At 37.6% G+C, this 23310-nt stretch carries 21 protein-coding genes; 7 read left to right on the forward strand and 14 right to left on the reverse strand.

Going from position 1 to position 23310, the window contains the following annotated elements:
* Window positions 1–8: 8 nt before the first annotated feature.
* Window positions 9–1583, reverse strand: coding sequence for a tetratricopeptide repeat protein (locus QM538_03050; GenBank protein ID MDI9347458.1), 1575 nt, complete (start codon window positions 1581–1583; stop codon window positions 9–11).
* On the opposite strand from QM538_03050, the gene QM538_03055 reads away from it, so the two are divergent.
* On the forward strand, window positions 1567–2463 hold the full coding sequence (locus tag QM538_03055) for a prephenate dehydrogenase/arogenate dehydrogenase family protein (GenBank protein MDI9347459.1): 897 nt from the start codon (window positions 1567–1569) through the stop codon (window positions 2461–2463). The two genes, QM538_03050 and QM538_03055, sit on opposite strands and share 17 nt — an antisense overlap.
* Here QM538_03055 and gmhB read toward each other — a convergent pair.
* The 6 genes from gmhB to QM538_03085 are packed head-to-tail and all read right to left on the reverse strand — an operon-like array spanning window position 2449 to window position 9273.
* Window positions 2449–3771: a D-glycero-beta-D-manno-heptose 1,7-bisphosphate 7-phosphatase gene (gene gmhB, locus QM538_03060; GenBank protein MDI9347460.1), complete on the reverse strand. Its 1323-nt coding sequence runs from the start codon at window positions 3769–3771 to the stop codon at window positions 2449–2451. The genes QM538_03055 and gmhB overlap by 15 nt on opposite strands.
* Complete coding sequence (gene glyS, locus QM538_03065) at window positions 3758–5761, reverse strand: glycine--tRNA ligase subunit beta (protein MDI9347461.1); 2004 nt, start codon at window positions 5759–5761, stop codon at window positions 3758–3760. Before glyS ends, gmhB begins: the two co-directional genes overlap by 14 nt.
* Window positions 5762–5770: 9 nt before the next feature.
* Window positions 5771–6640: a glycine--tRNA ligase subunit alpha gene (gene glyQ / locus QM538_03070; GenBank protein MDI9347462.1), complete on the reverse strand. Its 870-nt coding sequence runs from the start codon at window positions 6638–6640 to the stop codon at window positions 5771–5773.
* Window positions 6631–7698, reverse strand: a complete 1068-nt coding sequence (locus tag QM538_03075; protein MDI9347463.1) for an aldo/keto reductase — start codon at window positions 7696–7698, stop codon at window positions 6631–6633. The genes glyQ and QM538_03075 overlap by 10 nt, the downstream gene beginning before the upstream one ends.
* 45 nt (window positions 7699–7743) lie before the next feature.
* Entirely contained in the window at window positions 7744–8799 is a 1056-nt protein-coding gene (locus tag QM538_03080) for a hypothetical protein (protein ID MDI9347464.1), read from the reverse strand.
* Between the two features lie 54 nt (window positions 8800–8853).
* Entirely contained in the window at window positions 8854–9273 is a 420-nt protein-coding gene (locus QM538_03085; protein ID MDI9347465.1) for a hypothetical protein, read from the reverse strand.
* A 322-nt stretch (window positions 9274–9595) separates the two neighbouring features.
* Here QM538_03085 and QM538_03090 point away from each other — a divergent pair, with 322 nt between their 5' ends.
* Window positions 9596–12289: a filamentous hemagglutinin N-terminal domain-containing protein gene (locus QM538_03090; GenBank protein ID MDI9347466.1), complete on the forward strand. Its 2694-nt coding sequence runs from the start codon at window positions 9596–9598 to the stop codon at window positions 12287–12289.
* A gap of 1 nt (window position 12290) precedes the next feature.
* Here the strand turns inward: QM538_03090 and QM538_03095 are convergent, their stop codons facing one another.
* A complete protein-coding gene (locus QM538_03095; GenBank protein ID MDI9347467.1) occupies window positions 12291–12884 on the reverse strand; it encodes a S24 family peptidase in 594 nt (197 codons plus the stop codon).
* A 78-nt stretch (window positions 12885–12962) separates the two neighbouring features.
* Between QM538_03095 and QM538_03100 the strand changes: the two genes are divergently transcribed.
* The 3 genes from QM538_03100 to QM538_03110 are packed head-to-tail and all read left to right on the forward strand — an operon-like array spanning window position 12963 to window position 15551.
* Window positions 12963–14219 carry a Y-family DNA polymerase gene (locus QM538_03100; GenBank protein ID MDI9347468.1) on the forward strand — a complete coding sequence of 419 codons (1257 nt, stop codon included), beginning with the start codon at window positions 12963–12965 and terminating at the stop codon, window positions 14217–14219.
* Window positions 14194–14652 carry a translesion error-prone DNA polymerase V autoproteolytic subunit gene (gene umuD, locus QM538_03105; protein ID MDI9347469.1) on the forward strand — a complete coding sequence of 153 codons (459 nt, stop codon included), beginning with the start codon at window positions 14194–14196 and terminating at the stop codon, window positions 14650–14652. The genes QM538_03100 and umuD overlap by 26 nt, the downstream gene beginning before the upstream one ends.
* A gap of 47 nt (window positions 14653–14699) precedes the next feature.
* Window positions 14700–15551, forward strand: a complete 852-nt coding sequence (locus QM538_03110; protein MDI9347470.1) for a site-specific DNA-methyltransferase — start codon at window positions 14700–14702, stop codon at window positions 15549–15551.
* Between the two features lie 385 nt (window positions 15552–15936).
* Here QM538_03110 and QM538_03115 read toward each other — a convergent pair whose 3' ends face one another.
* Both QM538_03115 and QM538_03120 read right to left on the reverse strand, forming a co-directional pair.
* The gene (locus QM538_03115) at window positions 15937–16137 is read right to left on the reverse strand and encodes a hypothetical protein (protein MDI9347471.1); all 201 of its coding nucleotides are present in this window, start codon (window positions 16135–16137) and stop codon (window positions 15937–15939) included.
* 10 nt (window positions 16138–16147) lie between these two features.
* Window positions 16148–17659 carry an FAD-binding protein gene (locus QM538_03120; protein ID MDI9347472.1) on the reverse strand — a complete coding sequence of 504 codons (1512 nt, stop codon included), beginning with the start codon at window positions 17657–17659 and terminating at the stop codon, window positions 16148–16150.
* 36 nt (window positions 17660–17695) lie between these two features.
* On the opposite strand from QM538_03120, the gene QM538_03125 reads away from it, so the two are divergent.
* Entirely contained in the window at window positions 17696–19333 is a 1638-nt protein-coding gene (locus QM538_03125; protein MDI9347473.1) for an AAA family ATPase, read from the forward strand.
* Between the two features lie 9 nt (window positions 19334–19342).
* Here the strand turns inward: QM538_03125 and QM538_03130 are convergent, their stop codons facing one another.
* Window positions 19343–19738 (reverse strand): hypothetical protein, encoded by a 396-nt coding sequence (locus QM538_03130; protein MDI9347474.1) that lies wholly within the window; start codon window positions 19736–19738, stop codon window positions 19343–19345.
* Window positions 19739–19954: 216 nt separating this feature from the next.
* Window positions 19955–20401 (reverse strand): hypothetical protein, encoded by a 447-nt coding sequence (locus QM538_03135; protein ID MDI9347475.1) that lies wholly within the window; start codon window positions 20399–20401, stop codon window positions 19955–19957.
* Window positions 20402–20609: 208 nt separating this feature from the next.
* Between QM538_03135 and QM538_03140 the strand changes: the two genes are divergently transcribed.
* On the forward strand, window positions 20610–21794 hold the full coding sequence (locus QM538_03140) for a sulfatase-like hydrolase/transferase (GenBank protein ID MDI9347476.1): 1185 nt from the start codon (window positions 20610–20612) through the stop codon (window positions 21792–21794).
* Here the strand turns inward: QM538_03140 and QM538_03145 are convergent.
* Window positions 21784–22527 carry a phosphoadenylyl-sulfate reductase gene (locus QM538_03145; protein ID MDI9347477.1) on the reverse strand — a complete coding sequence of 248 codons (744 nt, stop codon included), beginning with the start codon at window positions 22525–22527 and terminating at the stop codon, window positions 21784–21786. The genes QM538_03140 and QM538_03145 overlap by 11 nt on opposite strands.
* A 7-nt stretch (window positions 22528–22534) precedes the next feature.
* Complete coding sequence (locus QM538_03150; GenBank protein MDI9347478.1) at window positions 22535–23287, reverse strand: sulfite exporter TauE/SafE family protein; 753 nt, start codon at window positions 23285–23287, stop codon at window positions 22535–22537.
* Between the last annotated feature and the right edge of the window lie 23 nt (window positions 23288–23310).

Raw genomic sequence — 23310 nt, forward strand, 5'->3', positions numbered from 1 at the left:
TAAAAATATTAATTATTTTTTTGGTACATTTCAATCTTATTTGCGATTGAATCAAAATTATTATTTTTAAGTATTGCAATTGCATTTGTATAATAATTATTTTCTTTTTCTTTTTGATTCTGTATTTTAGATAATTGAGCGCGAGCAAACAAAACTATAGCTTCACCAAAAGTATTTTTGGAAGACTTAAATAAGTCTTGCGCATCCTGTAATAAATTACTTGCATTTTTTTGCGGATCGCCGATACTGATATATGATTGAGCTATTCCAACTTTAGCAAAAGCAATTCCTAACGCATAGCCCAATTCAGAAAAAACTTTTAATGCTTTTTGATATTTTTCTATTGCCATAGTTGGTCTTTTACTCAGGCGTAAATATTCTGCAACTCCATATGAATACAGTGCACCAATGAAATTATTTTTATTAGGGTCCACCTTGACATCAAGGAATTTACCCCACTGAATTTCTATGTTACCAATATTTCCATTTTGAACTTGCATATTTGCTAAATTTAACTGCGTCATAGCTAAATACATCTGATATTGTTTACCTTTAAAAACTGGAATAGCCGAATAAAAATTGTTGTAGCTACTTTCTGGACTGCCTTGTATTCCTTGGAGACTTGACAACTGAATTTTTACAATCTGAGCGAGGGCAGGTTCATTTACAATTGAATCTAGCAGTGTTATAGCTGTTTGATAGTTACTCGCACTCTCAACTGGATTGCTGACCGCCATAAAATAGTTCCCCATTCCTTGATAGTAGCTTGCAGTTAGCAGGCAGGTCTTCCGTAAAGATTCTAATTGAATTTTATCTTCAAGTTGAACGATCTGTTTTCTTTGCACAAAATCTTTTTGGGCATAGAATTGTTTTTTATAAAGTTCACAGGTATCTTTTGCGTTTTCCGGTAAAAGTAACTCTGCTTTTTTTAATGTTTCAATTGCAGCGTCTGGCGCACCTTGCAATATTTTTAAGTTAGCAATTTTAATAGTGCTAGTAATTTGTAATATTGGGTCTTTAATTTCTTCGGCAATTTTAGCTTTGAGAGTATACTGGTAAATTAGATCTTTAATAGCCGGTGTTTTTCCGTTCTGGGTAAAATAAATTAAATCATCTGGAAGGTTGTTAAAGATGACTAACGGTAGGCTATTTTTTGGATATTCCGCATCTTTGGTTAACTGGGCTAGCTCATTTCTAATGTTAACATCACTATCAGAGCTATTTTCTATTGACTGGGAAAGCTCTTGATTTGCTTGGTTGAGATCAGTTTTTGGGGTGTCTGGGGTATATAACGAGGTATAGTCAGAAATACAAAATGGCGCAGATGAATTTGCATTCTCAGCCACAATATTAGCTTGTAAGCCGGTATTATTATTTTTCAAGTCCGTTTGTTGCTGTGTCGCACTTAATTCAGACGGTGGAAGCCCAGTATTTATAAATACCCCCCCGATCAAAAACATTAAGATAATGATATTAATTAAAAAAGAAGCAAGCACAACTAAACTTGTTTTTTTACCCAATCGGCAATATAAAAAGATAAAATACTCTTTTATCTTCCTTTTTTTTATGAAATTTAGAAACATTATTATATGTGGAGGCGCAACTGGTATAGGCTACTGGTTTGGAAATTTTTTGCGTAAACAACTTCTAGCGAGTCAGTCCGAGCTATTCCTATATGATCTAGACCGCAGTATTGAATTAAATAAAAGTTCATTGGCATCTGTTTTTAATGATAATGTATTGTCTCCTTCACATTTTACTATAACAATAGAGCCGACTGACCTGTTAGTTATTGCTGTTCCTGTCAATCAGGTTGAAGAACTCTGTAAAACCTTGCTTAATATTCATGGTAGTACCGAAAAAGCACTGCCATGTCATGTGGTAAATCTTTGCTCAGTTCAGCGCGTTTCCAAACAATCGATTTTAGCTTTACTTCAACCATTAACTTATCTTGGCATACATTTACTTTTCGGCCCTGAAATCAACACCTATCAAAATAACACTATAGTCTTAGTCAATGATGAAGACACCCCCCACCATGCTCAATCTTGGAGTGACAATTTTAAACAGCAAGGATTTACCATAATTCAAACTAATGCTGACGATCATGATCGCACTATGCACCATGTACAAGTTGCAATACATTTTTTATATTTTGGTTTGGCGGAATATCTTAAGGATCAAAAGGTGTCTATACAATGGATCACGCCTTTTCTTACACCCATAGCTCGTGCGTATTTGAGCAGTGTTGCACACACGCTCCTGCAAACTAAACAGACCTATGCAAACATACAAGCTCAACAAGGCGCACAGCAAACTAGAGAGCAGGTATTAGCTTCACTACATACTTGCGCGCAAGCCATCTCACAACCAACTGATGCCATGGTTACTTATCTAGAGCAGTTAAGCGATTATTTTCCGAGAGAAGACTTATTAAAATTACAAAAATTATTTAAGCAATAGTCTTTTGCTTTCTTGCTCAATCCAACTAGTACTAATTTTGTATAAATCACCACTTTCACAATCTATCGTTGGTCCAAAAGAAATAGTAATAGTGCCGGGATATTTCTGCCACCAATGTTCCCCCCAATATTTACCTGCGTTATGTGCAATAAGTAAGATAGGGACTTGCAAAACTTGCGCGACATGTACCCCTCCTCTTTGATAATTTTTATTTTGATTGATTGGAGTTCTGGTTCCTTGTGGAAAAATCAAAATGCATCTTCCTTGTCTTTTGCATATTTCACCTTGTGCAACTAACTGTTCTAACGCATTAATTTTTTTATGTCGATCAATAGCGATGGGGCGAATTGACCAAAGCCCCATGCCAAAAAAAGGAACATATAATAATTGTTTTTTTACAATAAACGCTGTAGGCGGAAGAATAGAAATCAGCGCAACGGTTTCCCAGGCAGATTGGTGATTTGAAAATATCAATACAGGTCTTTTTGGAATTGCACTCTTGTGGAGAATTCTATAATCAATACCACAAATATATTTTGCTAGCCAGACAGAACATGCGCCCCATGCGCTTGCAATTTGGTATCGCTTGGTAAGTGAAACACCGATTAGAGTAAATAATATTAATAAACTTGAATACGGAATTGTACTAATTGCCCAACAAATCTGAAATAAAATTGCTCGCAAGAATTGAAAAAAAGTTACCGGTAGCTGTTTAATGTTCGCATCAAGAACAGCAATAGGGTGATTAGTATGGATATAGTTGCAAACTTCTAAAGCATGATCAAAGACAAGCGGGAGCCCTCCCCATTCTTGCTTCCATTGACTTTCTTCTTTTCTGCCATTACCAGTTCTTACTAAAGCCACATGCAACCCAGCAGCTCTCCCAGCGAGAATGTCGCGAGAGGAATCTCCAATCATCCAACTACATGAAGCGTCTCCATTAAACTCTTCTAATGCAAGTGATAGCATTCCTGGTTTAGGTTTTCTACAATCACATTTTTCCGTAGGGTGATGAGGGCAAAAGTAGAAATGACTCACAAAGCCACCTTTTGCTTGTACCGCACATTGAATTTTTTTAAACATTTTATTTAAATCAAGTTCACTAAAATACCCCCTAGCAATTCCTGATTGATTAGTGGCTACCACCACCACATATCCACTCATAGATAGACTTGCCATTGCTTCTACTGCTTCTTCAATTAAAACCATTTGATCTACAGAGCGAATGTAATCAGGACTATCTTGATTGATCACTCCATCGCGATCAAAGATAATTATTGACTGGCCTTTTGAGTTAGAGTTTGTCAAGATGTACCTCTCGCTCAATCAACCATCGTAAGGAAGCAAGGAGAGTAAGTCTGGCCTGTTGTTTTTCACCCCCGCACATGACAAAGACTTTTTCAAAATAGGACGCGAGGAGAGGCTCACATAAGTTCGCCATACGATGTAAATGTTTGATATATGATTCTTCACCTTTCATTAGCGTTAGAAATAACTCATAAAGACTCATGTCATGCTCATCATTAGTGAGCATTGTTTCAAACATTTGTAGAGTTGCCACAACTGATTCTGGCGGAGTGGTAATTGGAATTTCATTTTGCTTAGTAATATTGCGTAATCGTTTATGTGAGCTCTTTAGTGATTCAAGCTGTGGAAAGCCAATAAACACGCTGGTAAGCGAAGTCGCTAATTGGACGATAGAGAAGTAACTTAACCCAAGCTGCGTAGAAAATACTTTATGCTCTGGTAAAGCTACAAGGGAAACCTTGTTATTTCTTTTTAGATATTGATTGTGTTTATCCACTATAAAACGATACAGGGACATGCCTTGCTCATTACCTAAATGTTTTTGCAATAACCCCAACAATGAAATAGTATGAAGCAATGAATGTTGGTGCCCTTCAGAAAGTAGTTTCACGATTCCAATCGCTAATCTTCTAGTTCCATAGGGATCTGCTTCTGAAGTGGCAAGTTGATTTTGACCAGCTAGGTATGTTAATTCATCATATTTATCAATAAAAGATAAATAACAACTAGTTGCATGTTCAGGTAAAGTGTCAGTATCACTAAGGGGTTTATAACTCTGCTTAAATTCGGGCCGATTAAAAAGGTAACTACTTATCACACCTTGTAAATGAGGAAACTCACCAACTGTAGCACTGGCTAAGTCAGCCTTAACAAGCGCGATGTCAAGCTCAGTCACTGCAGTCAAAAATGACGGGGGTAAAAATGGGAAAAGAGCGACCATGCGCTTAACTTTACTATTTTCCTTGCTTTGACCAATTAATCGCTCTATATTTTTTTTATCTTTGGATAAAAAAAACTCAGCGTCAGATAGCCTTGGTCTGACCACCCGTTCATTACCAAGAACTATAACGCGACAATCTTTCTGGCCAAAATTTCCATTCAAAACGATACAGAACTTATTGCTGTTTGGAATTGGGATATAGCGTTGATGGGCTTGAAGTACTTCGGTGCGCAATTCTTCTGGCAAACTCAGATATTTTTTATCAAATTCACCAACTACTACTTTTGGAAATTCTACCATTGAAACAATTTCATCTAATAAGCGCTGCGGCGCGGTGGTTTTATGTTTAGTTAATGCATTGATAATAACTCGTAAACGATCACTGCTGCTCAAAACTACTTGCCTCTTCTTTAAGCCTTGGAGGTACGATGCAATGGTAGTTACAGTAAAAGAAGCTGGAGACTGGAAATGATGGCCAAAACTTTTATTGCTACTGATCACTCCAAAAAAAGAAAAGCGCTGGGGTTTCTTTTCAAATATAAACATCGCTGAACGAACTGGGCGTATAAATTCTTTCTCACCAGTGCTGCCAACTGGCGTGTACTCACCCCAACGCATCGTTCTTGGAAAAGACAACGCAGTAAGAGAATGCAATAAACCTTCGGCTAATAATTTTGTAGTGTTCATGGGTTTGTTGTACTTCACTGCCACCAACCTCCCATGCTTTGCTTTTAAAGATGTAACTGCAACCCCATGTTTTTTAGCAAAACCCATACAGGCAGGCAATAAGTAATGCTCTTCTAAGGCTAGTCCTTCTTGTAATTGAGGTCCAATTATTTCTTCAGTATGGGCAGGAAACATCACTGGTACTTTTTTAGCTAACAAGACAAATCTTCTCGCGCCAATGTGGATTTCAATATTTTCTAGAGCGATGCCTCTGGTCTTCATTGCTATATAAATATGGCTACGCCATTGTTCTGTTAATTCTTTCAGAATAAGAGGGGGTAATTCTTCGCAACCCAGCTCAAATATTAGTTCACTTGTTTTCATGTATGACATCTAAAGATCGTTTTCTTGTTTAAGTATCTCCGAGGCAATTTCTTTAGCGAGAGTACGAATTTGCAATAGATGGTGCTGCCTTTGATTAACTGAAAATGCGCCTCGTGAATCAAGAATATTGAAGGTATGACTCGCATTAAGCAAATGTTCATAAGCAACCAATGGGTGTGAAAATAATGTTTGGGCACCAGAATAGTACTGCTTAAATTGCTCAGAAAGTATATCTATAGACGCCGCCTCAAAATTATAAAAAGAATGTTGCTGCTCTTGACTTAAAAAAATATCTCGGTAAAATATCTGTTTTGATTTGTTTTTATGCCAAACAATATCATACACAGAATTAACTCCTTGTAAATACATAGCGAGTCGCTCACAACCATAGGTAATTTCTACACTAACGGGATTACACGCAACTCCACCTACTTGCTGAAAGTAAGTAAATTGGGTAACTTCCATACCATTACACCACACTTCCCAACCAAGCCCCCAAGCACCAAGCGCAGGCGATTCCCAGTTATCTTCAACAAATCTAATATCATTATGTTTCGCATGTAGGCCTAGCATCTCTAAAGATTTAATATAAATATCTTGAATAGAGACTGGCGCAGGTTTGATTAAAACTTGAAACTGAAAATATTTACCAAGTCGATTAGGATTTTCCCCATATCGACCATCGGTTGGCCTGCGACAAGGCTGAAGGTAGGCAACCGACCAAGGTTTTTTACCTATTGATCGAATAAAAGTTTCTGGGTGAAATGTACCCGCTCCCATCGGCATGTCAAAAGGTTCTGCAATCACACAACCTTGTCTAGACCAAAATTCCTTTAATCGAATAAGAAGATCTTGAAAAGTTACATCTTTTAAGGACATGGATTTCTATATTTTTCATGTAATATCTGCAATGCAGTTCTAATTTCACTAGTCAATGCAATATCTATACTGGATATATTTTCCATAACCTGTTCTAAAGTAGTCGCTCCAATAATTGTTCCACCCAGATAAGGTCTTTCATTAATGAACGCAAGCGCCAGAGTAGTGAGTGACATATTATTTTCATTTGCTAATTTTTTATACTCGCGAATAGCTTCTAGCACATGGGGCTGAGAATATCTCGTGTAGGCATTTCCAAAAGCAGTAAAAGATGGATGAAATAATCTCCAAGCAGTATTTTTTTCACCCGATAAATATTTACCACTTAATACACCAAATGCCAATGGAGAATAAGCCAATAAAGAAATTTTCTCTCGCAAACACACCTCAGCGAGCTGAATATCAAATACCCGATTTAAAAGATTATAGGGATTCTGTATCGTTGAGATGCCTTGCCACCCATGCAATGCAGATATGCGAGCTGATTGCATCACCCCCCAAGAGGTTTCGTTTGACACACCATAAAGTCGTATTTTTCCTGCTTGCTTCGCTCGCTCTAGCGCGTCAAGACTTTCTTCTAATGGTATACCGAGTTCTTCAACATGGGTGTAATCCATGGCTCCAAAAATATTGACTTTTCTTTCTGGCCAATGTAACTGATATAAGTCAATATAGTCAGTGCGCAATCGTTTCAGCGAACTATCAATTGCCCGTTGAATATGATCAGCGCTTAACCTTGCCCCACCTCTAATCCAATTAAAACCTCTTCCAGGACCACTCAAACTAGGCCCAGCAACTTTCGTTGCCACTACAACGGAATGGCGGTTTCCATGTTCTTGTAAAAATTTACCAACAAACTCCTCAGATCTTCCATAGGTTTCTGCCTTAGGAGGTACTGGGTACACTTCAGCCACATCAAAAAAATTGACTTCATGCGTAATGGCATAATCCATTATCTTTTCGCTCTCTTGATAGTCAACTTGCTCACCAAACACCATGGTGCCTAAGCAAATTTTAGAAACTTTGATATCGCTTTTACCCAAAAAACTATATTTCATAGTATTATTTTACAGGCAAAAATAAACTCAAATACCGTAAATGATTTAAGATTTTAGTGGGAGCTGAATCGCGCAAACATCCTCTTTTTGCTGAATGTAGTTTTCAGAAAAAGGAATGAGTTGTGTCCAACTTCCTCTATCAAAATCTTTACCTGTTAACAAATTATCTAAATACCCACATGATTGAATATCTCCCAATTTGCATGCACGAGCAAAATATTGTTTAGCAAAAACGATTTGCTTGGGCAAAGTTTCAAAATCTTGCATTCGCAATAAGCCTAACTGACGATTTGCTCTTGCGTAATCCTTGCGTTTAACATAACACTCAAAAGATGCTGCATAGGAAATTGATGGTGTTCTAGTGTCCCTTCCAGAAATGAGTAATTGTAAATTATCTTCCGCATCTTTGCTACCTAAAGTAGCTGCTGCGGCAAAATGATACATGCTCTTAGCTATATCACTGCCTAAGTGGCTATAATTCTCAAAATAAATAATGCCTAATAAATTATAAACAATTGGTCCGCCAATAGAATCTCTGAATTGTTCGAGGTGAGTAATGGCAGAGATTGGATCGGCAGGAACATCATAACCCACTAACAACATTTGGCCTAAAGCTAAATGTGCGCTAAAGCAATGTTGATTAATTTCAAGCAGTTTGTTATAAAACAACGCTCGTGATTTAGAAGATTGAAAATATTTCTGAGATTTTAAATAGTCATAGTATGCTATTGTTACTTTTCCTGCGCGCATGACATTGTCTTCTCCTTGTCCTGTATTTCCAACAAGATCGCGAACATACTTCATATAACTATCATTGACTGGTAATGCCAGTTCCTGCAAATATATCTTTTCAATTGAACGATCAGACTTAAGGCGAAGAAAACTCCCTCTACAAATCATCTGTTCTATCCATAGCAGTCGATCTACATAAGAAGCATTACTTGGCACAATTACATTATCCACATGAGGAATGAGGGCGCTACTTATATTAATCTCTTCACTATTAGGTATATTTGGTTTTTGCATATAATACAAAATTGTACCGATGGTGACAGTTAACCCTAGCAAAGTTAAACATAAAAATAAAATTGCTCGTTTCATAGAGCATCAGTTTATACTGCATTTATTAAAATATATGTACTACTTTAGTTTCACTCAGTTACAGCAGGTATCTGCAACCAGTATGTTTCGTTTATAAAGCGTCTTATTGTTTTTATAAAAAATTATTTCAGTTGAATTTTTTGCGTACCCATCTATAATTCTTAATTGAAGTAAGTGGCTGAGTTGGTTGCTGGTAAATGGCTTATCAAGCTCAATACGAGAATCAGAACCATTACTAAATATGCTATCAGTATCGCTGGCAGATTCATGCACTTCTCCCTCATGATCAAATTTGTCAATTATTTTGGTTGATATAGTTGCAGGATTTTCTAAGCCAATTTCAGAAATTGTTTTTTTTGCGATGTCTGAAATTGATCCGCCACCAGTCAGCGAAGAAATCCCAACTTTCAATACAGTTAGATATGCTAATGATAGTATTACCAAGACGATTAAATAAATAAAAATCTTTTTCAATGGAAATGTTTTTTTAAGCAACTATTCACGCAAAGGGCAAGTGTTCTTTCCTGTTAGTGCATGATAAAGACACCATGAAAACATAGCCTGAAAAAAACAGAACAACGCTATGAGTAAAAATATATAACTGGATAAATATACGCTAGCAATCAGAAAAATAATACCTACAAATAAACGCATTAATCTGTCCTTTTTACCCATATTTTTGCTAATAAATCTCATGCTTTTCTTCAATTATATACTAAAATTACGCTAATCTGATTTTTAGTAAGCGTACTAAAATTACAAAAAAAGGGGGTCAATTTAATGGTAAAATGACTAGATGGACAAGTTCATAAGCAGTAAAAGTAACATGTTTATTGCTTTTGCCGTTTTAAGCTTGCAATCCATCTCACTTTCCGCAACCCCAGTCTTTGATAGCATAACCACAGGTACTGTCACAGTTGACACAAGTGTTGCAAACAAAGTAACAGTAAACCAGCAATCAAATAACGCTGAAATTGCGTGGAGTAATTTTAATATAGACCAGAATCAACAAGTTGACTTTCGTCAGCCTAGCAGTCAATCATTATTAATAAATAATATCCTCGATCAGAACCCCTCACAAATATTAGGAACAATCACTGCCAATGGTAGGATTGTTCTCCTTAATGCCAATGGCTTTTATTTTGGTATCAATTCATCGGTATCGGCACATAGTTTTATAGTGGCTGCCACTAGCAGGGCGAATGTGCAATGGAATGAGCAAGAAAATAGATTGGTTGTTGATACTACTGCTCCGTTTAGCTCAATGACGCTAGCAGGTACAATCCAAGCAGTAGAGACCGCGCTATACGCACAGACAATTCAAATTTCTGGATCTCTTCGCACCGATTCCGAACATCCTCCTGTCACATCCGCATTAAGTATTTTCGCAAAACAATCAATAACTCTTAACGCCACAGTACAGTTATCTAATGCAGAAATAGATATTTTTTCTGATCAAGGCTCAATCAATTACAGCGCAATTACTAGTAATGTTTCATCTGCAACTATCGGTGCTCCTTATGGAACCGTTTTTGGATCGGGGACTATTTATGCCTCAGACGCATTAACTATTTCAGCAAACTATATATATGTTGCCGATAATTCAAGTGATTTTATTCTGTTATCACCTAACCTTTCCTTAAAAGCGCAACCACTCCTCAACACTTCCCCAGGCGAATCAAATGCTGGCTCACTTGGCACTGCACTTAAACCAATTAAAATTGGCAGTTCCTCTTTTTACGCAAGCACGCGTCAGAACAATTTTGAATCTTTGACTCTGTCTTCTATCTCAGGAGATATCTATGTTGAGCGATACTCCAAGATTGCTGATATTCTAACCAACTCAATTTCATGGACGCTCTCCGTAACGCAAACATATGGTGATTTTATTGCTGACTTTGTGGTTAACCCAAGCACCGCAGCATTAACTATTAACATTAAAAATGGAAACATCGCAGGTAGCGGTGGGACCTACTACAATATTAACAATGTAGCTTTTGCCACTGAAGTACTTACACTTAAAGCTAGAAGTTTTTCAGAACTTACTGGTTCGATTTCCAGTTTAGACTTAACTTTAGATACAACAGAAAATTTACCATTGTGGTGGAATCAGTTCTGTGACTCCGATATTGGTAGCGCTACTCATCCATTAAGACTGACCCCGCAAAGAGTTGATGTAATTGGAGGTGGAATAGATCTACCCATAACGCTAAAAATATCTGTGCCATGGCACTCAGCAGTATATCTGCAACATGAAGATGAAATTAAACCATTCTTAGACGCCATTTTGAACGACTCAAGGACGAATAAAAACTATGAGCTGTACCTTGTCCAAAACAATGGTTCAATTAATCTTGAAGCAAATCTTAATTTACCATTTAATAAATTTGTCCTAGTCGCACAAAATGGTTCCATAGCTGTCAACGCATCAATTAGCGGCAATGCTATCAGACTCTACTCTACAACTGGCAGTATCACAGGCACAGGAACTGTGTTGAGCCCAAGATTATGGTTGGTAGCTAAGAATGCAGTTGGGAGTCTTGATGCTCCTCTGAAGATCTCTTCAAGCGAAACCAGCTACACCGATACAAGTAACAATTTTCGTTCCTTTTTAATATCCTCATCTCAAGGTGGGGCCCATGTTGAACTACATGATAATGTCATACGATTTATAGAAAATCTTGTATACGCAGGCACTACAAACCTCGGCGTAATAATTAAGGATGGAAATGTTTTCTCACTCACACAATCAAGTGGAAACATAATTCTACCTACTGCTGATATTGTTTATTCAGGTGTAATTGGATTAACAGCAAGAACAGGAAGTATTTTAGCAAATCCAACCAACCCAAACAGTTATATTAGTGCACCTGGAATTATCTTACGAGCCCCTAATGGACAAATAGGCACCTCTCTAAACCCTATTCATGTTGCAAACTTTGGGCACAATAACCCGTATTATCAGTCTAGTTTTTATCATGGCTTGCTCTTCTCACAAATAAATGAAACTGAACTTCGTTTATTTGGACCAGAGCCACGAACCTACAGTTACAGCCAGAATGCTTGGTTCTATATAACTAGTAATAACTTTGTTTCACACATATATGAAAATGACACTAGGAGAACAGGGACATCGCTAACCTCAGATGACTTCTATCAATTCACTACAATATCAGCTAGTGGTGTCAATCTTGCTTTTTATCAAACACCAATAATACCAACTATTCCTACACCAATCATTATTCCTACACCAATTCCTACACCAATCATTATTCCTACCCCACCTGTTGCTCCAGAACCAACTACTCCTACACCAATCGTTCGTCTTCCATTTGAAATTCCAGAGTCTGCTTCCGTAAAAATTGTGTATAAAAATAAAAAGGCTTCTGGCTATAATAAATTTGTCGCCCAGCTTACTTCCTTCTTTGAATCTACAATTGAAAGCACAGAATGCTTGCTTACTTCAATAGGTAAGCGTTGTAAAAAATAGTTTAGCCAATCTGCTTAAGATACATGGCGATGATGTTTATTGTCTCATCGATAAATGGAATTGGATCATATTTACGAGCATTATCAGATATCAGCAATCCATGATCTGCTAACAAGAGAAATCGCTTGATCTTTAAACTGCCTTTATGTTCTGCAATGAGAATTTGCTTGTCGGATATCGGCTCGCCTTTGACATAGCGTCTACAAAGCACTAAGGAGCTTTCCTCTATGGTAGGAGTCATTGAATCGCCCCGTACTTTAAACAACATAAGATGTTTTGGATGAGTAGGGAGCTGCTGCGTAGGAATGGGTAGATACTCATCAGGTCGCTGATGATAACGAATTATATCTCTGCTCCCGGCTTGCACTAAACCATAATACGGGAGCTTGGTAAAAAATCTCTCTTGCTCACTATTGAAGTAGTAGGTAAAACCATCTTTATAGATCATGCCCTGCATTACTAAACGATTCAAATGGTACTGCACCGAAGAACGATAGGGTAATTTAAGTTTTCGTTGCACTCCAGAGAGCGTACTACCATTATTTCGTTTAACTTCAGCAAGTATTTGTTTGCTCAATGAATCTTGGATGGCCATGAGTATAGTTTACATGAAATACAATTATTGTACTTTTATAATTGTACAAGTACAATTATATTATGATAAACTAGAGTTATGTTTGCACTGGTTGATTGTAATAATTTTTATGTCTCTTGTGAACGAGTGTTTAACCCTAAGCTGTGGGGTAGGCCTGTGGTGGTATTATCTAATAACGATGGTTGTGCTATTTCTCGTTCTGCAGAAGCAAAGGCACTTGGTATCGCAATGGGTGCGCCAATGTTTAAGTTCCGTGATCTAGTTCGTAGAGAAAAGGTGCAAGTATACTCTGCTAATTTTGTGGTGTATGGAGATATGTCTAGACGGGTCATGCAGACATTGAGCGCATGGACTAGCGCTATGGAAATCTATTCCATAGACGAGGCGTTTCTTTGGTTTGGTGACATTGCTAGCGCTGATCTCACTACCCATGCTTCAGCTATGCGTAAAAAAGTTGAAAAAGATACTGGCATACCAGTATCCGTTGGGGTTGGCGCTACTAAAACCTTGGCTAAGGTAGCGACTCACTATGCAAAACAAAGTAGCGAAGGAGTCTGCGTGCTTGACGATGCTAGTCGTTGCGCAAAGGCTTTAGAGAAATTGGCTTGTGAAAAAATTTGGGGCATCGGCAAAAGTAAGACTGAGTTCTTAGATCGTCATGGCATTACTAATGCTCGGGAACTGAGAGACGCTCCTCTGCCGTGGATACGAAAGTCACTTAGCGTAGTAACTGAACGCACGGTACGAGAACTACGAGGTGAGCCATGTGTGCTGCTTGAGGAGGTCGCTCCTGACAAACAGGCCATTGCCACCACTCGCACCTTTGGGCGAGAAGTAAGCGCACTCCATGAAGTGCAAGAAGCTGTCAGTGCCTACACGAGTCGTTGTGCCGAGAAGTTGCGTGAGCAAGAATCTCTGGCAGGACACATACGGGTGTATATAGAGTCCAGCCCATTTAAGAAGGAATCTTTCTACTACCGTGAAGCAATTGCTGCGGTTACTCCTCCTAGCTCCTACACCCCATCACTGGTAGCGGTTGCCATGCAATTAATAGGTGCTTTATATCGTAAAGGCGTCTTATATAAATCATGTGGGGTTATTGTCTATGACCTTTGTCCACAATCATGTGCACCACTGGATCTTTTTACTCCTAACAATAATCACCCGCGACAAAAAAGACTCATGGAAGTTATTGACCGTCATAACCGATCCACTATCCAGGGCAAACTACAATTCGCCTCAGAGGGACTGGGAAAACCTTGGTACATGAAACAAGCACATCGCTCACCTCGTTACACTTCACGCTGGAATGAGCTCCTCACCATCTCATCATAACCATAGCGTTATGGACACTACGATCAAGCATTCACCCTTCACACTACCACTCTTTGCTACTACGGTACATGCAGGATTTCCTTCACCTGCTCATGACTATCTTGAGACCATGCTTGATCTCAACCAACTTCTGATTAAGCACCCCTCTGCAACATTCTTTGTGCGCGTGCAAGGTAACTCTATGACCCTTGCTGGTATTCATTCTGGAGATATTCTTATTGTGGATCGCTCACTTGAGTCTCGCTCCAATACCATAGTAGTTGCAGTCATCAATGGCGAATTTGCGGTAAAACGCCTACACCGTCGGGACGATTTAGTAACGCTCATGGCTGAATGCTCGCCCGAGCACGGACACTATCCACCGATTACTATGAACGAAGAATCTGATTGTCAGGTATGGGGAGTAGTGGTAGCAGCGATTCACCTATTTTAAAATCAAGATATACATTTGTGATAATATAAGAACATTAAATACTAGTAATGATTAACATTAATACAATTTACGAGCAGTGTTGTACAGAAACTATGAAGCACATTCCTGATGGTTTTATTGATATGACAATAACATCTCCACCCTATGATGATATGCGTAGTTATAACGGAAATCATAGTTTTCAATTCCAAGAAATAGCAACATCTCTATATAGAGTCACCAAGGAAGGCGGGGTAGTAGTTTGGATTATAGGAGACCAGACAAAAAACTTTAATGAAACTGGAACATCTTTTAGACATGCCTTGTATTTTAAGGAAATAGGATTTAATTTATTTGATACGATGATTTATCTTAAAAAACCTAGAGGGGCCTGTGGCAACAATAAAGGATATTGGCAGACATTTGAATATATGTTTGTTTTCAGCAAAGGAAAACCTAAAACAATACATATCCTCCATGACAGAGAAAATAAAGATAAAAGAGATGGGGATAATGGCACAAAAAGACTGTTTGATGGAACACTTAAAAATATGAAAAGAAATGGCTATACTAAATTCGGCAGAAGAACAAATGTTTGGGAATATAACGTTGGTAAAGGGCACAGCACTAAAGATGATATTGCCTTTAAACATCCTGCTATTTTTCCAGAGAAATTAGCAGAGGATCATATCCTCTCCTGGAGTAATGAAAATGAAATAGTCTATGACCCATTTATGGGATCAGGTACCACAGCTAAAATGAGTATAATACACAATAGAAATTATCTAGGGAGTGAGATAAACCATCAATATATTACCTATGCAAAGGAAAGAATAAATGGCCTTAAAAGGGGGGTACGACAAAGCAAAACGGAAAGAGCCAGCATACGAGAAGATATGTTCTTCTTGCGGAATACGTAAAGATAAAACTGAATTTGATATTAACCAGATTCAATCAGGAGATAGGCTGGTTAGAAGAAGTGAATGCAAGGAATGTCGTAAATGGAAAAAACCAATACCGCATAAACTAAAGATATTATTCATTCAAAATAATCCCAAACCTAAAATAGGGTCAAATTTTAAATGCCCAATTTGTAACCGCATAAAACCTGTTTTAAATAACACTTCAGTAGCATTAGATCATGATCACAAAACTGGAAAGATTAGAGGTTATATTTGTTTAGCTTGTAATACTGGGATGGGTAATTTAAGAGACGATATTAAAATATTTCAGCGTGCTATCAGATGGCTACGTGGTTTATTGAAATAGCTTGTGGAAAGATTTTTTATTTCCACAATACATCAATTACTTAAACAAAAGTAACACAAAGTGATATAGGTTAGTAGGTCGTAGTACTATCCGTAGCAGAGAGCGTAATTCAGGTGCGGTAATTGACACAGCACAGGGCATGACATTGGCAACCGCTTCCCAATGTAGGGTGTTCTCAGTAAAGGTTATCTTCTGTAATGATACTTGTAGTTGAACTACTGGTGTTTTAACTAACATATAGGTTCTCCTAATAGGGGTGAGGTTTTTGCACAGCCACCGAGGCTGCAGATTGCTTTCCAGTTATCATTGCTTCGGTTAAATAGGATCCATTTTGATAGAGATCTGAAATCATAGAACCCAATTCACCAGCTTCATACAACCTGGGAACAGGTTTATTGTTATGATCCAACACTTGACACTTAGTATCTCGCTTGCCTCCTCCTCCAGTACAAACAATGGATGGTACGATGGACACCGCATAGTAAGGTGGCCCTTGTAGCGCAAAAAGCGTTTCTGGATTTCTAGCAAACGTCGGATCATTTTTATTCCGACAGGATTCTTGATACTGGGTAAAAGTATTTTGTAAGTTATGGAAGGGCACCCGTATGTTGCTAGCCAACTCTTGTATTGATTGCGCTGCAATGATCGTCCCGTTGGCGATTTCTTTTTGATTATCATCAGACCATAGGTAGTCAGTATCCACTACCCCAGACCAGCCCATAATCTCAATCACCAATTTTCCAGCCTGCAGTACAGAAGCATCTAATAGCATCCAGATCGGCGTTGCATCAGCAAGGGGTGTATCAATGTAAGCGCCATGTTTTTTTTGCTTGTAGTGGGTGCGTGAGTAGTCTTCGGTTTCTGGATAAAATCTATTGCCCAGCGCATCAACATCAAACCATGAAAAAGTGGGTAAGAAAAAATTTCTTAAGTATGCAGTGGGTTTATGAGCAAGTTTAATTCCTGGCCACAATCCTCCTGATTGACCTCTATTACGCATATGCCATAACTGCGCACCGGCTTTTTGTAAGAGCACAATCCCATCACCAGTATTATGTGGGGTGCCGAGTGGATAGACGCCATCAAGCCCATAATAATCTCGTTGCATTTGAAGATTTGCTTCATAGCCACCCATGGCTAGAATAACTCCTCTGGTGGCTTTATGATATTGTTTTCCAGCCATCCCCTGCACCACCACTCCATACACTTCTAAACTATCTGGATCCTGTATGAGATCAACGACACGAGCATTGTAGGTAATTGGAATGTTTCTCTTGGAGACATTTTTCTTCAGTGCATGATAGACGCCAGATGGGAAGGGAAGAATTGTAGAACTATAACGCACCGCTTGATCCGCCCCAAGCTCAGGAAATTCCCTAACTACTTCTCTGGAGGTAAAGCCAGGGTTTCGAATGTATTCTTGATCGGCGTCTTTTGCAATCTGCATTATCCAAGTCTCTAATTGAGCCATTTCATTCGCCCACCATACCAATAGGTCATCTGGGACAGGATTACTTTTAGACATATTTTTTTGATACTGGGCCATGGCATCAGGTGAAGAGACAATTAACAATGACTGGCCTGCGACCCGTGCATTTCCACCGCTTTCACTTTCCGGTGCTTTTTCTAATATGCACTGTGATATTTTGGTGTCAAGGTCATACAAAGCGATGGAAGCCGAACATCCAGCAGCGCCGGCACCACAAACAATGACTTCATGCTCACTTTCCCATTTTGTAACTGATTGTAGGCTTGCCATAATTATTATTGTATTATATTGCAATCAGATAAACTTATGGCAATACTCCATCCTACCGACTATAAGCCAGTTTCTCCGGGCGAATACAAAGAAGTAGAAATTCTTAACTATTTAAAGAGTGGGTTAGATCATAGCTATGATGTATTTCATTCAGTCTTAATCAATGTGGTTGATAATGACGAATCTCATTTTCGTGAATGTGATATCGTCATTGTAACACCAGGCGGTCATTTAGCAATCTTAGAAGTTAAAGCTGGCGAAGTAGAGGCCAATGAGCATGGTCTAATCAAACGATACAGCAATGGCTCAAAAGATATCACCTCTCAAGTCAAGGCACAATTCAACAACTGGCGAGATCGCTTGCAAAAGCACGATTTATCTAAAGTTAAAATTGAGAGCTTTCTAGTCATACCTGATTGTCATGTGACGAAGGAAACCGCGGTCTTTCCGCGAGAAAGAATAATTGACGCTAGCCAAATAGATAAATTATGCTCTATCATCATGCATAACACAAAACACAAAGCACTCCCCTATGAGCAAAGAACTAAAATCATACGATTTATTGAAAATAAATTCCACCTTGTTCCTGATGTCTCAACAGTGGTAGGTTTGTTAGAAAGAAGAACCAAGGTATTATCGGAAGGTTTGGCCATGTGGGTGCCTAAAATTTCGCATAAAGATAATCGCTATCTGATCCAAGCAACTGCTGGATCAGGAAAAACTCAACTTTCCATAAGATTAATACAGAATACCACTTTGAATAACCAACTTTCACTCTATGTTTGTTTTAACAGAGCACTAGCCGACCATATACAAACTCTCATCAATAAAGAGTATGCTACGGCACAAACCTTTCATCAGCTTTGTATTGATAGCTATAGAAATAACCGTAGCAAGATTGACTTTACCGATCAAGATACTTTTACACTAGCTTTTTATAGTTTTTTAGAGACAGCACCACAGTTTCTAAGTAAATATGGTTGCATTATTATTGATGAGTATCAAGATTTTGAAACGGAGTGGATTGACTCTTTGCTCAATAATTGTAAAAAAGATACCCTGTGCTATATTCTAGGCGACAGAGATCAGCACATTAATAAGAACAAAATTATTTCTGATTTCCCTGCAGTAAACATCACTTGTCATGATAATTTCCGTAGTCCAATTGCAATAGTCAACACCATTAATACTTTACAACTAACCCCAACCCCTATTCTGTCTAGATCGTTGTATAAAGGTAATGACCCAATTATTCAAGTTACCAACAGCCCAGCAGAAACATGCGCTAAAATCGAAACGACGATTGAATCACTGCTCAAAAATAAATTTACACCAGAACAGATAGCGATAGTAACATTTCATGGGAGAGAGCGATCTCACTTATTAAAGTTAGACTGCATTGGGCAATTCCAATTAGCTAAATTTACCGGAAACTATGATCAATCTAGTCAAGCAATATGGACTAAGGGAGATATTACTATTGATACCGTTTATAGGTTTAAGGGACAGGCCGCACCAGTAATACTATTTGCTGAAATAGACTTTAATGAATTTGATGACCTGGTTAGAAGAAAATTGTTTGTTGGGATGACGAGAGCGAAACACTCTTTATATTTATTCATCAGCCAAAAGACGAGTCAATTGTTTTCCCAATATTTCTCAAGAAATTTATAACGCGGCAGTTCAATGATCGGACGCACTAGGCATTTTTTGCTCGTCCATCCACATAGGCTCCCACACATGCCCGTCGAGATCTTCAATGGATAAACCATATGCATAGTCTGTTTTGCTCATCTCTTGCATGAGTGGTACCTGATAGACATTACCACCAGTATTTTTTGCCTTTTCCGCTAATTCATCTACCGCATGACGAGAAGGCAATGATATACATAGCCCGACACCAGAGGTTTTTTTCGCATCTATAATTGATTTACCTGGATAAAACTGTTGGTAGTAGCTTTCTAATAGAAGCATGGCATAGATATGTTCAGAAATTATGACACACACAGAGTAGCGGTTTGTAAATTTTTGATTAATGGCAAAACCCAAAGCGGTGTAAAACATCTTGGAGCGATCCAAATTCTTCACAGGAAGATTTACATAAATATGAGTATTCATAGATGGCTTTGTCACATTGATATGACTTCTTGTATTTTAACCGATAAATAATTTATTATCGGTAGAATTATTTTAATGAGTTGTTATGGTGGTAGAATAAATAACTATGTATCACTCTGTGGTTAATTTTATTAATGTGAGGATATTAATATGGTTTACTATTTTATTTGCATGGTATCATTTTTGGCATAGTATTCGTTTTCTATCGTTATACGAATCAATATTTCTATCATTTATATTTGCAATAATCATTAGTATTTTGCCACCATGGCATTGGTGGAAAGTTAAATCATACTTAAACGTTTTTTGTTTTACATTAATAATTTTTTTTCTTACAGGTATCACAGTATTAATTGATGACACCAATCCTCTTATTCTAATTTTTTTTACTATTCTTATTTCATTTATTTTTTCAGGAAGATTTGGATTATTATTTTTGTTAGTGTTTGCAAGTATAGCGTTAGCCTTAACCATAGCATCGCATCTAAAAGTTTCTATGCTTGATTTACCATTATTCATATCTGATTTAAAGCTACTGAGCACCTCTCCATTAATTTTCTTTAATGCAATTGGTCCTTGGTACGGTGCCTTAATTATAAGTACACTATTGGTTGTTATTACCATATTTGTATACCTTTTATATGTAATCAAGCGACACACAAAACCAATAAACAATAGTCCAACCACAGTACTATCAGTTGCAGGTACATTGCTGAGAATTTGTTACGGATTATTTGCTGTCTATATTTGCTTTAACACCTATGGATCACACTCAAAACAGTTCAGAGCAATGGTATTACAAAAATACTCCGCGCATGATTTTAATACTCAAATGAAAGCGTTACATCAGGAATATGGTACTATTGGTTTTTTAATCTTTGATTCGGTTAACAATAATTTGCGAGACAAAGAATTGCTTACTAGTCTGACTTCTGATCATACTAATGAATTGAGCGCATCACAAATCAGACAAGACACAAACTCGTTCCTGCGTAATCCAAGGGGAGTTTCGCCATTTGCGCCAGATATTTATATGATTTTAGCAGAGTCTCATTTTAATCTTGCATCAACATTTAAACACACCAATCCAATCATTTCTAGTTTTAATGTCCTTAATGATAAAACAACTTTCAAAACCACACTTCTAGTCCCGACTGTCGGTGGTGGCACTCACACCGCAGTATTTGAAATTTTAAGTGGTATTAGCGCAGCCTCTCTAAAGCCACTCTCGTATGAAGACCCCCATGGAAAAATATCAGCGCTAGTTAGACAAGGATTTCCTAGCTACCTTTCATCATTTAATTATCAAACCTATGCCTTTACTTTTGAATCTAAAGAATTTTCTTCACAAGCACAAGGTTTTTATCATTTTGGAATTTCTAAAATACAAGATGGTATAGATCTTGGCTTTCCATTGGGTTGGAATAATGTAACCGACGATGCTTATCTTCACGCAGTTGTTGATCGTCTGCCACAAAGTACTTACCCTCAATTTGTATTTATCTCAACTATTGAAAATCACGGACCACATACTTGTACCAATTTTACACATCCCGAACAACTCTTAACTCAGTTTGATTCTGCAATGCCATTTACTTTACAATGCTCTTTAAACGAGTTTATTGTAAGAGACACACACTTAGCAAAAGGATTGCAATATCTTAAACAAAGAATTGGTATGAGACGAAGACCGTTTATATTATTTATTTTTGGAGACCACTTACCATTTAGTTTTACTAACCAAACTTACTTACCATTTAGATCAGATAATTCTATTCATCAAACAGATGCGCTACTTTTATCAAATCTCCCTATGTCCTTTACTGCACCAAAACAGCCTTTATTTTTATTCACCATACCTACATTAATTTCATTATTTATTAATCATCAGGATATTTTTATGCAACATAACTCTTCCGTTATTAAAAATTGTAAAACTTGGCCAATTGAATCATGCATAATTTATGAAAGGTTAGTTAACACTTCACGGTCGCAGTTACGCCTGCCTAATCAATAGAGGTTCTATTTATAGTTATATTTTTATGTAAGCCACATTCCTTTTGTTGTGATGAAAGCCACCACCATCTTCCTGCTCGGACATCATCTCCTGATTGCACCGCTCTTGTGCATGGTGCGCATCCTATGCTGGGGTAGCCTAATCGGTATAGAGGGTGGATTGGTATTTGTTTCCAGTGACAAACCGCCCAGACAAGTTCTTCACTCCAGTCATAGAGCGGATTAAATTTAATCAATGACCCGCTTTCTAATTCTTCAAATTGTATATCTGCTCTGGTGGTTGACTGTAATCTTCTTTGACCAGTTACCCAAGCCTGAACTTGGGTTTTAATGTTTGATAACGGGAGTACTTTTCTAGCATGGCAACATTGATTTTTTTGTTCAATGCCTTTATAAAAACCATTTTCGCCATGATTTGACACAAAAGCTATGGTTGATTCTTGATCTGGCGGAATAGAGATTATTTTAATTTGGTACTCTTTCTGCACCAATTGAATAAATTGCAAAGTTTCTACAGGCAATCTACCTGTGTCTAAGGTAACAAACATCCAAGGCTGGTTTACAGTAACCGCGTAATCTAACAGCACCATATCCTCTGCTGAAAAACTTATTGCAAATAATACTTTACTCTGTTTTGCGATGGTGTCTATTCTTAACAGCAATTGATCTGAAATTTTAGTTAGTTCACTAACAGGTATCTTCGGTATAGGTATTTGCCAGAGTTTAGAGTCCATAATTAATCTAGTTAAAATGTAACAATTTATTTAAAGTGTATAGATTTACAATTATCACAAATAATCCAACAAATTTAATTAATAGTCCATGATTTTTGATTAACCCACTCAACCTAGGGGCGAAGTAAGAGAGTGCTACACCGCTGATGGTAAGTCCAATAATAATGTTTATACTTTGACTAATTGTTACTATTGAAAAAAGTAATGCAGATTGAAAGGATATAATCCACTTGCTGCATACTGATGCAACTATAGCTCGTTTTGCTTGGTAGCCTAATCGCAATAAGTTACCAGTTACTATAGGCCCCCATCCGCCACCTCCAACGGTATCGAAAAAACCACCAACTAATGCTATAGAAGCAAGTTGGTTAGATCGAGGTTCTACCGAATCACTTGGGGCATTAGTTTTCCTTACAACAAAACTAACTCCTAAGTAAACAAGATATAAACAAATATACGGTTTTAGAATATTGGTAGGAATAAATAACACAACAAGAAATCCAATAATAGTACCAATAATACCAGGAATTACTAACCGTCTGATTAATCCTTTTTCAAGTAATTTGGCTCTGTAGTAACGCAATGTCGTTGCGCCGAGCGTGACAGCTTCTGCAGTGTGCACTGATGCTGTTACTATAATTGGTGAGAACCCAAAGGCAAGTAGGGCCGAACTTGAGATTGCTCCGTAGCCTAATCCAATAATCATTTCGGATAACTGCGCGACAGTACCAATCAATAATCCGATCATTATTTCATTCATAGTATTAGTATCTGTTTTTTATA

Source organism: Candidatus Methylacidiphilales bacterium, from assembly GCA_030054035.1.
Taxonomy (GTDB): domain Bacteria; phylum Pseudomonadota; class Gammaproteobacteria; order JASGCS01; family JASGCS01; genus JASGCS01.

Excerpts from the sequence above, each read along its gene's own strand:
- QM538_03075 (MDI9347463.1), bottom strand. The coding sequence starts at position 7,698 with ATGAAATATAGTTTTTTGGGTAAAAGCGATATCAAAGTTTCTAAAATT.
- QM538_03110 (MDI9347470.1), top strand. The coding sequence starts at position 14,700 with ATGATTAACATTAATACAATTTACGAGCAGTGTTGTACAGAAACTATG.
- QM538_03090 (MDI9347466.1), top strand. The coding sequence starts at position 9,596 with ATGGACAAGTTCATAAGCAGTAAAAGTAACATGTTTATTGCTTTTGCC.
- QM538_03120 (MDI9347472.1), bottom strand. The coding sequence starts at position 17,659 with ATGGCAAGCCTACAATCAGTTACAAAATGGGAAAGTGAGCATGAAGTC.
- QM538_03140 (MDI9347476.1), top strand. The coding sequence starts at position 20,610 with ATGAAAGCGTTACATCAGGAATATGGTACTATTGGTTTTTTAATCTTT.
- QM538_03145 (MDI9347477.1), bottom strand. The coding sequence starts at position 22,527 with ATGGACTCTAAACTCTGGCAAATACCTATACCGAAGATACCTGTTAGT.
- umuD (MDI9347469.1), top strand. The coding sequence starts at position 14,194 with ATGAGCTCCTCACCATCTCATCATAACCATAGCGTTATGGACACTACG.
- QM538_03100 (MDI9347468.1), top strand. The coding sequence starts at position 12,963 with ATGTTTGCACTGGTTGATTGTAATAATTTTTATGTCTCTTGTGAACGA.
- QM538_03135 (MDI9347475.1), bottom strand. The coding sequence starts at position 20,401 with ATGGTAATAACAACCAATAGTGTACTTATAATTAAGGCACCGTACCAA.
- QM538_03125 (MDI9347473.1), top strand. The coding sequence starts at position 17,696 with ATGGCAATACTCCATCCTACCGACTATAAGCCAGTTTCTCCGGGCGAA.
- QM538_03150 (MDI9347478.1), bottom strand. The coding sequence starts at position 23,287 with ATGAATGAAATAATGATCGGATTATTGATTGGTACTGTCGCGCAGTTA.
- glyS (MDI9347461.1), bottom strand. The coding sequence starts at position 5,761 with ATGAAAACAAGTGAACTAATATTTGAGCTGGGTTGCGAAGAATTACCC.
- QM538_03095 (MDI9347467.1), bottom strand. The coding sequence starts at position 12,884 with ATGGCCATCCAAGATTCATTGAGCAAACAAATACTTGCTGAAGTTAAA.
- QM538_03080 (MDI9347464.1), bottom strand. The coding sequence starts at position 8,799 with ATGAAACGAGCAATTTTATTTTTATGTTTAACTTTGCTAGGGTTAACT.
- glyQ (MDI9347462.1), bottom strand. The coding sequence starts at position 6,640 with ATGTCCTTAAAAGATGTAACTTTTCAAGATCTTCTTATTCGATTAAAG.
- QM538_03050 (MDI9347458.1), bottom strand. The coding sequence starts at position 1,583 with ATGTTTCTAAATTTCATAAAAAAAAGGAAGATAAAAGAGTATTTTATC.
- QM538_03115 (MDI9347471.1), bottom strand. The coding sequence starts at position 16,137 with ATGTTAGTTAAAACACCAGTAGTTCAACTACAAGTATCATTACAGAAG.
- QM538_03055 (MDI9347459.1), top strand. The coding sequence starts at position 1,567 with ATGAAATTTAGAAACATTATTATATGTGGAGGCGCAACTGGTATAGGC.